Source organism: Maricaulis sp. (genome assembly GCF_030149515.1).
GTDB lineage: Bacteria > Pseudomonadota > Alphaproteobacteria > Caulobacterales > Maricaulaceae > Maricaulis.
Genome location: NZ_JASBRI010000021.1, coordinates 1 through 7,846, shown reverse-complemented (window position 1 = coordinate 7,846; position 7,846 = coordinate 1). Strand labels below are relative to the sequence as shown.

Below are 7,846 nucleotides of genomic sequence, written 5' to 3'. Positions count from 1 at the left end.
GGGCATGCCGCCGACATTGATGCCCAGAAGGCCGGTCAGGAAGCCCAGCGGCAGGAAGATCGCGGCGACGAGCGAGAGCACGTAGAGCGTCTTGTTCATCCGGTCGGCAAGCGCGTTGGCCAGCTCGTCCTTGACGATCTGAGCGCGTTCGCGAATGGCGTCGAGGTCTTCCAGATAACGGGTGATCCGGTCGAGATTTTCCTGTAACCGGCGTTTGGCAGGCACATCGAGCCAGGCGAAATCAAGCGCGCGCAGTTGCGCAATCACATCCCGCTGGGGCGCGAAATAGCGCCGGAAGATGATCGCCTGCCGGCGCAGGGTGACGATGGTCTGGCGCTCCTCGACCGACGGCGAGTCCATCACCTCTTCCTCGACATCGTCGAGGGCGACGTGAAGATCCGTCATCACCGGCTCCATCCGTTCGAACAGGCGGGTCGACAATGTGGCGATGAAATCGCCTGAATGCTTCGGGCCGGTACCGGTATCGAGCCGGTCCTGGATATCGCGCACCGCCTTGAGCGTGCGCAACTGAACCGAGACAATGCGATGGGCATCGACCCAAAGTCGGATCGACACCATGTCCTCTGGCTGCGCGTCCTGGTTGAGATTGACGCCGCGCAGGATCAGCAGCGCGCCGCGCTCGAATTCCACAAGGCGCGGGCGGGTCTCCTCGGCGAGCAGGGCATCGATGGCGAGCGGATCCAGATAGTCCAGCTCTGTCTCTATCCAGCGGCGAGTGTCGGGATGGCGCCCGTCGAGGTGAACCCAGGCCAGATCGTCGTCGCGGGCATGGCTGGAGGCTTCGTCCTGCGACAATCGCGTGCCGGATCCGTCACCATTGATGGTGGCGGCGTAAAGGATGGCGCTGCTGTCAGGCATCACTGCCCTCGCTGTTGCCGCTTGCTTCGTCCGGTTCGCCGCTCCAGCGGGGTTCGCGGAAGGGGGCGTCACGGCCGGGCAGCCCGGTGCGAATATGAAGGTCGCGCTGCGGGAATGGAATTTCGATGCCCTGCTCGCGGAATTTCCGCCAGATCGCGAACATCACCTCGCTCTGCGGCGCCATCCGGCCGTCGATGATATTGGCGACCCAGAAATAGAGCAGGAAGTTGATCGAGCTGTCGCCGAAGGTGCGCAGGAAGCAAACAGGTTCCGGGTCCCCGAGACAGCGCGGGTGTTCGCGCGCGGCTTCCAGCATCAGCGCATGGACCTTTTCCAGATCCGAGCCGTAGGCGACGCCGACCGGCACCTCGACCCGCGCCTTCGAGCTGGACAGGGTCCAGTTGGTGACCCGGTTGGTGATGAAGTCCTCGTTCGGGACCAGCACTTCCTTGCCGTCGAAGGTCTCGATCAGGATGAAGCGGGCGCTCGAGCGACGCACATAGCCGCTTGTGCCGTCCGGGAGTTCGATCAGGTCGTCCTGCTCAACCGAGCGTTCGAACAGCAGGATCAGGCCGCTCACGAAGTTCGACGCGACTTTCTGCAATCCGAAGCCGAGACCGATACCCAGCGCCCCGCCGAAGACAGTGAGGGTGGTGAGATCGAGCCCGATCAGGTCCAGTGCGACGAGACCGGACAGGATGTAGAGGGCGATCTGGAAGACCTTGGTGACGAGCACCCGGGTCGTCTTGCGCATCCGGCTGAGATGGGCGAGGCGCTTCTCGATCAGGTCCGACAGGATTGCGGCTGTCCAGAAAACCAGCGCCAGAACCAGTATGCCGCGCAGGACGCTGTAGGCGCTGATCCGCACATCGCCGACCTGGTAGGTCAGGCCGTCGGTGTCGAGATACTGGCGCAACAACTCGAAATGGCCGGTCAGGCCGGCGGCAACGATCCCGGCGAGTGTTGCGAAGACCAGTATCCGGGCCCAGAGCCCGCTCGGCTTGATGATCGAAAGAAGGAAGCTCTTCATGCGTTTGGCGGTGATCCGGGTGAATTGCGCTGATACCTGCCTAACCCCGGCCGGGCAGACAGGCAAGGACCGGGAAGGGAGCGGCCTGACGGAAAGCTGTGCTAGTAGTCGCGCCGCCAGCGGATCGCGATCGAGGCGTCAGTATCGGCAGAGAGGCGCGAGAGCACGCTCAGGTCGGGCGTCAGCTGCCATTCGACCAGCGCTTGCCCGAGCGCCGACGTGCTGCCGGTGCCCACCTCCACATAGACGTTGTCGCCCAGCCGGACGCCGCCGGTGACGGCGATATTGCCATCGGAGTCCGTCGAGACGGACAGCCGGTCGATCCCGGCGAGATCGCGCAGCTGGCCGACAATATTCAAAAGGCTCTGCCCGGAAAGCTGGGCTGCCAGCTGCGCCGCTTCGAACGCGCCCAGCTCGCTCACCGACTCGTCGAACAGCAGGCGCGACAGAATCTCGTCTTCCGGCAGCGCAGGATCGCTGCTCAGGGTCACACGCGGACTTCTGACCGGGCCCTCTATTCGTGCTGTCGCGGAAAAGCCGGTGCGCTCATGTGCTGCGGTCAAGTCAACGCGGGCATTCTCCGGTGCGCCGTCGAAACGGACTTCGCCGCCCTGCAGCCGGAAGCGGCGATTGAAGACGAAGGCCGTACCGTCGAGCAGCATGGCCCGGCCGTTCAGTTCTGGCTTGCCGACAGCGCCACTGGCGTTGAGGTCCAGTCCCCATTCCGACGAGAAGGTGGAGGAGGTGATGTAGATGTTGCGGTCTGCCTCGATGGAATAATCGAGCCGCATCGGCAACACGCTGCGTGAATAGCTCTGACGTCCCTTGGGCAGGTTGATCTCCTGCACGTCGATTTCCGGGATCGAGGCCGCACCGTTCATCGAGGGACGAATACGGGCGCGGTCGACATTTGCCGCACCGGAAATCAGCAGACCCCGGTCATCAAGCGCCAGGTTGGCATTGCCGGTCGCCTGGATGGTCATGTCGCCCAGACGGGCTGCCTGGAACTGGTTGAAGTCGAGTTCGGCTTCGCCGCGGGGACCTTCGGCAGGCAGGCGCACGATGCCAGACCCTGTCAGCCGCCCGCCATTGCCATCGCTCGCGGACAATCGGGTCAGTTCCAGGCCGCTGCCGTCGAAGGTTGCGATGATCTCCAGGTCGCGGATCGTGGCGCCCGTTGCTGCAGCGGTGACCTGGCCGCCGGAGAGCTGCAGACGGCCGGCCAGTTCCGGCGCGCCGCGGACGCCGGCGAGGTCGACCTCGGCCACCAGCTCGCCACCATCGACACGGGCTTCCGGCGGCACAAGCAGGGCTGCGAGGTCGCCAATATCGCCGCGAAGGCGCAACCGGCCGGAGACCGGGCTGCCATCCTCGCCGGCCAGCATGGCGAGGCGGGGCGTAGGACCTTCCCGCACGAGGGTGGCATTGCCGGCGAGATCGTTGCCGGTCAGCGTCACCTCGACACGGGCGTCTTCGGCGACGTCGAGGACGAGACCGGCGTCGACGGGCTGTGCGCTGTCGGCTGCAAGCGCTGCGAGGTCTTCAATGCCCAGCTCGGCACCGCCTTGCCAGAGGCCGTCGATACGTTCCAGCCGGACCTCGCCGGAGAGCATGCCCGCCGCCGGCGGGAAGGCGGTGATATCGGCAATGACGGTGACGGGCAGTCCGGCAAGCCCGGCCTCCAGTTCAGCCTGGCTGCCGGTACGGGCATAGCGCCAGGACAGTGTGCCGTCGCCGATCGTGGTGGCACCTCCGGCGCGGTAATCGCCATTGGCATACTCGAGCGTGATCGGTTCGGCGGTGCGGATCCGATGGATGCTCCAGCGGCCCGACGGGCTGAGGCTCAGCGATACGGCACCGTCCTCACTGATGCCCAGACGGCCGGCGGCATTGAGGGTCAGCGGACTGCGCAGGCGTCCGGTCGCGGTCGTTCGTACAGCCATGTCCGACAGGGGACCGTCCAGCCGCAGCGTCGCCTCGGCCAGGTAGCCGCCCGAGAACGAGTGACCGGATACGATGAGTTCGGCATCCAGCACACCGTCGCGCGGGGCGTCCGGTGAGGCGGAATATCGGATGCTGGAGCGGGCCCGGTCGCCCAGCTCCATGTTGAAGGCGGCGTCGAGCCGTTGTGTCGTCTGCTCGGCCGAGGCCGACACCCGGAAGGGTCCGATCAGGCTCTCATCGATACGCGCCGACCAGGTATCGCCGGCATGGGTGACGGCGCCAGTCATGCGGACCGGCTTGCCGTTGCGCGTCGCCTCCAGGATCCAGTCCGCCGTCAGGTTGCCGTCCTGCCAGATCGTCTCGATTGCGAGATTGGGTTCGTTGACCGTGAGTTGGCCGGCGGTAATGGCATTGCTGCGTGTCGCCGTGCGGATCTCGATGCGTCCGTTTCCGGCGGCGTTGACACGGAACGCCGTGGCCAGGGCGCCGTCGATCTGTGCGGCCTCGAGGGGCAGCTGGCCGGACAGGGCGAGATCACCCTCGGCTGTCCAGCCCTGGCCGCGTGCCTGTCCCTGGCCGGAAAGGTCTACGCCGTTGGCGCGGGCGCGGATGTCGCGCATCTGCCAGCCGTCCTCCGCGCGCGCGACCGTCACTTCACCCTCCAGGTCCTGCAGCAGGTCTGCATAGGCCGGGTCCCAGACGACAGAGGCTGCGTCGATGCCCAGGTGTGCGCTTTGCCAGGATTGTGCGTTCAGGGTCAGGCGGGCCGGGCCCGATGCGCGCGATGTGAGGCGGGCAATGTCGTTGATCGCCAGAACCGCATCCAGCGTGGGATCGTCTTCGCCAAGCGGGTAGCGGCCGGAGGCGTCCAGGCGCGCATGATCCGTCTCGACGGCCAGGCGGTCGATCTCCAGCGCGCGGCCTTGCCCGTCCCAGGTGCCGGCAAAATCCAGCGTCGCCGTGTCGCCGATCAGGGGGGCGGCCTGTTCGACAGCCAGGTGCGGCGATTGCAGGTCCAGCCGGCTCTCGATCATGTAGCGCCCTTCGCGGCGCACCACCGTGACCGGGCCGGAGACCTGTTCCGCCGTGACATAGTCGACAGCCAGCGCGTCCGCGGTGAGCTCACCGTCCAGCCGCAGTCCGCCGCCTGTCTCGACCCGGCCGGACCAGCGTGCCGCGCGGGCTGCCACGCGTCCGGACGTGAGCGCCGCGATCGTGCCGGCTCCGGCGTGAGCGCTGACCGTCCAGACATTCTCGCCGGCCGGGGCGAGGGTGGCGGAGCCGCTGCTGGTCTCGGCTTGGAGGCGGGTGAAGGAGAGGCCGGCCTCGCGGCTCCCCTCGGCGACAATGTCGGCGTCACCCGCCAGGTCGCGATAGCTTTCCGGCACCAGACCCCAGCCCCGGATGTCGACCCGGCCCTCGGCGCGCCATGTGCGTTCCGTCCAGTTGACCCGGCCCCGCGCCATCTCCTGCACGCCGGCCCGCAGGACGATATTGCCTTCACCCGCATCGCCATCGCCCGCTATCTCGCCTTCGGCGTGGATCGTGCGACCCGACAGGCGCAGCAGGCTGGCGAGCGGTCCATCGGCAGCGCCGTAGGCGTCCAGCGTGCCGGCGATACCGCTGGCATCGACGCGCAGGTCGGCGGCAAGACGGTCGCCCTCGGCGTCGATCCGTTCGGCGTTCAGATAGAGGCGGGCGCCGTCGCCCGCACCGGTCTCGGCCGACGCGTGGATACGCAGGCGCGATGCCGGTCCCGCGACGCCTTCGGCAAGGGCAAGTTCCGCGATGGTCAGCTCACCCAGGATGAGGTCCGGCAGGTCTGGCAGGCCGCCATCGCTGTCTGGCGTGTCGTCACGCCCGGCCGGCCGCCTTGAGATGTCGACCCGGGCCGCACTGATGCTGCGGACCCGGTACGGTTTGAACAACAGGCTTGAGGCCTGCCAGTCGAGGCTGATGTCCTCGGCCGTCAGCCAGACGCCGTCGGCATCGGCGAGTGTCAGCCGGCCCAGATGCAGACGGGACAGCGGGTCACCGGACAGGCCCTCGATGGCAATCGTCTGGCCGCCGATCTCGCGGCCGTCCAGCTGGCTGGCTACCAGCCAACGCCCCGGCGCACCGCCTGCTGCCAGACGCAGTCCGGCCACGAGCGCGGCGAGGATCACGATCGTGACCGCGCTCCAGCGCAGGATGCGGACTATGACCTGGCGCGCTGTCATGGATCAGAAAGCCTGGCCGAGGCTGAAATAGATCTGCACGGGATCTTCGCCGTCACGCCGGTCCAGCGGTGTGGCGATGTCGACCCGCACGGGGGCGAAGTCGAAGTAGTAGCGCACGCCCACGCCGACCGCGGTACGCAGATTGGAGAGGTCCGGCTGGCGGTCGCTGGAGGCCATGGCCGAGTCGACAAACCCGACCACACCCCATCGCTCGCGTACGCGCCAGCGCAGCTCGGCGCTCGTCTCGACGACGGAAATCCCGCCGAAGGGTGTCCCGTCCGACGCCAGCGGGCTGAGGGACTGATAGTCGAAACCGCGCGCCGAACCGCCGCCGCCGGCATAGAAGCGCTGGTCGGCGGGCATGGCCGTTGCCGAGGCGCCGAAGACAGACCCGACCCGCATGCGCAGCGCTGCCACAATGGTGTCGTTGAGCCGGTAGTAGGTACGCGCCCGTCCTTCCAGACGCACATACTGGCAGCCGCAATCGCCCAGCGTCGCCGCGGGCGTCACCTGGACCATGCCATAGATTCCGCTGTCCGGATCGAGCGGGTCCGGACGGGAATCATAGCCAGCGACCAGATCGACGGCGGCCGTGATGACGTCGCGTTCGCCGACCGCATCGGTGACGCGCGACCAGTCGATATGGGGGCCGATACCATAGGTCCGCCGGCCGTCGCGCCGGGTGACCTCCACACCGATCTCGGCCTCTTCCTGCTGGTAGGCGTCCGTGTCCTCGCTGACCAGACCGGCATGCAGGCGCAGGGTCTGGTCGAAGCGCCGCCAGTGCGGACGTGACACGCTGGCCAGCAATGACTGGTTCAGCGTTGCGATCCCGGCCGACAGGGTCAGGGTTTCGTCATTGCCGCGCAGATTGCGCCGGATCCAGCTGACATTGCCGCCGCCGCCTTCGCTGGTGGAATAGCTCAGTCCGGTCTCGATGGAATGCCGGGCCGAGGGTGTGAGCTCGACATCGACCGGCCGGTTGCCGTCTTCGCCGACCGGGCCCAGCGTGATGTCGGCCGTGCCGACACTGTCCAGCTCGTTCAGGCGCCTCTGGTATTCCAGTATCTCTTCGCGATTGGCAGGAGCGCCGGTGGTAAAGGGCGACATGCGGGCGATGAATTGCGGGTTCCACGGACCCGTATCCCGCTCGATCTCGCCATAGGTCGACCACGGTCCCGGTGCGTAGCGGAAGGTGATGCGGCCCTCTTCGGTGGCGTGGTCGACCACGACGCGCCGTTCCTCGATCCGGGCGTCAGGCCAGCCGGAATTATGCAGGGCAACGAGCCCCTGCGCCTCGGCATCGATCACAGACTGGGCCCGCAGGGGCGTTCCGGTCTGGAGGCCGATCGCATCCCGGGCCGTGGCGCGGGCGTTCTCATCGCCGCCGGTTTCTGTTGCAATGTCGGCGATGATGAACACCGGACCGGGGGTGATCTGGACAACCGCTTCCTGCTGCGGACCGATCATGGGGTCCAGCGTCGCTGCGTAATAGCCGCGTGAGCGCAGCAGCCGGCGGGCGCGATCGGCCGCGGTCCGGGCGTCTCTCAGGGCGCTGGAAACGCCGCCGGTCTGCGCTTCGCGCTCGCCGATCGCGGTTTCCAGCGCCGCCCGCAGGGACGCATCCGACACGCCCTCGATCCGGGCCAGCGGATCGGCGAAGGCAGGACCGGTTACCAGCAATGCCAGAACGGGAACGAGTTTGAAGGTCACGCGATATCACCAAGGGCAATTGCCTTGGTTCTATAGAACCTGCCCGCGGCTGTCGTCCCCA

The 7,846-nt window shown here is 67.1% G+C and carries 4 protein-coding genes; all 4 read right to left on the bottom strand.

Annotated elements, in window-relative coordinates; genetic code table 11:
* Positions 1-879, bottom strand: an 879-nt coding sequence (locus tag Q1U94_RS08935; RefSeq protein ID WP_300543535.1) for a zinc transporter ZntB, incomplete at its 3' end; no start/stop codon positions are given.
* Entirely contained in the window at positions 872-1,909 is a 1,038-nt protein-coding gene (locus tag Q1U94_RS08930; RefSeq protein WP_300543533.1) for a mechanosensitive ion channel domain-containing protein, read from the bottom strand. The genes Q1U94_RS08930 and Q1U94_RS08935, both read right to left, overlap by 8 nt.
* 101 nt (positions 1,910-2,010) lie before the next feature.
* Positions 2,011-6,072, bottom strand: coding sequence for a translocation/assembly module TamB domain-containing protein (locus Q1U94_RS08925; RefSeq protein WP_300543531.1), 4,062 nt, complete (start codon positions 6,070-6,072; stop codon positions 2,011-2,013).
* Between the two features lie 3 nt (positions 6,073-6,075).
* Entirely contained in the window at positions 6,076-7,785 is a 1,710-nt protein-coding gene (locus Q1U94_RS08920) for an autotransporter assembly complex family protein (protein WP_300543529.1), read from the bottom strand.
* Between the last annotated feature and the right edge of the window lie 61 nt (positions 7,786-7,846).